General features: G+C 44.6%; 1 protein-coding gene and 1 pseudogene. One reads left to right on the forward strand and one right to left on the reverse strand.

The features are described from left to right. Positions 1–83, reverse strand: a pseudogene (locus BVJ53_RS15435) (IS200/IS605 family transposase); the annotation flags it as partial. Positions 84–164: 81 nt separating this feature from the next. On the opposite strand from BVJ53_RS15435, the gene BVJ53_RS14905 reads away from it, so the two are divergent. Continuing rightward, positions 165–1,133, forward strand: a 969-nt coding sequence (locus BVJ53_RS14905) for an RNA-guided endonuclease InsQ/TnpB family protein (RefSeq protein WP_129302987.1), incomplete at its 3' end; no start/stop codon positions are given.

Here is a 1,133-nt window from a genome sequence, read left to right on the forward strand (position 1 = left end):
CGATATTTCGTTACCCAGATCAAATGGTAATGAAAGTTATAGATATAGCGTCTAGTATAAACAGCGTCTTGGTTTTTTTCCTTGAGTCATAAAAGTCACCTCAATTGTTAGGGTTATTGGTTAACGCTATAATACCATCATAGCAAGAAAAGAGGTGAGATTAAATGAAGTCAATGGCACAATTAGAATATCATTATGGCTTGAAGATTCGCATCTACCCAAGTGACCGCCAAAAGCAATTGATTAAGCTTAACAGCGATGCCAGTCGCTTCGTCTATAACGAGATGGTGGTGATTGGTAAAGAACTCTGGCAATTAAAACAAGTCAAGCTACCAATTGATACGGTTCAAACTCGAATCAAGCAGCTTGAATTACGGCAAAATGCCAAGCAGATGTCCAATCATTTCCAATTCTTAGAAGACAAGCGCATTGACAGTCTGGCTAAGGCTAACGCTATCCGGAACTACCGCAAGGCATGGAAAGCCTTTCGGAAGGTTCATGGTACTGGCGTCCCAAAATTCCACCGTAAAAGCTATGCGTGGTGCTATCAGACTAATTGCCAATATATCAAGCAGGAAACGGCGCAGCTAACCAACGGGACTGTCTGCTTTGAAGACCTCAAGCACATTTTAGTGCCTAAGTTAGGTCGGCTACGCATTAAAGGCTCCCACAAACGATTGCTGAGTCGGCAAGCAGAAACTCGCATTGGCATGGTCACGATTACTAAGGACGCTGCGGACCGTTTCTTTTTATCCATGCAGCTGGGTTCTGATACACCGTTCATCACGAAGCCGGCCAAAACCAATCGGCAAACCGGCATTGACCTCAACGTGAAAAACTTCTTGACGACCAGTGATGGCAAAGTTGTCGCAAATCTGCGCCACTATCGAACGATTAAGGGACGACTGGCTAAGGCTCAACGTGTTTTGTCGCGCCGTGCCCGAAGGGCAAAGAAAGAGCATCGGCCGTTACGTAACAGTAAGAATTACCAAAAACAGCGCTTGGTAGTTGCTAAGATTCATGCACGGGTTCTAGATCGGCGTAAGAACTTCTTGCACAACGTCTCAACCACACTCATCAAGAACCACGATTTAGTGGTTGCAGAGGAATTGCGAAGTAAGAACTTACTAAAA

It is taken from the genome of Lacticaseibacillus chiayiensis (assembly GCF_004123795.1).
In the GTDB taxonomy this organism is placed as follows: Bacteria; Bacillota; Bacilli; order Lactobacillales; family Lactobacillaceae; genus Lacticaseibacillus; species Lacticaseibacillus chiayiensis.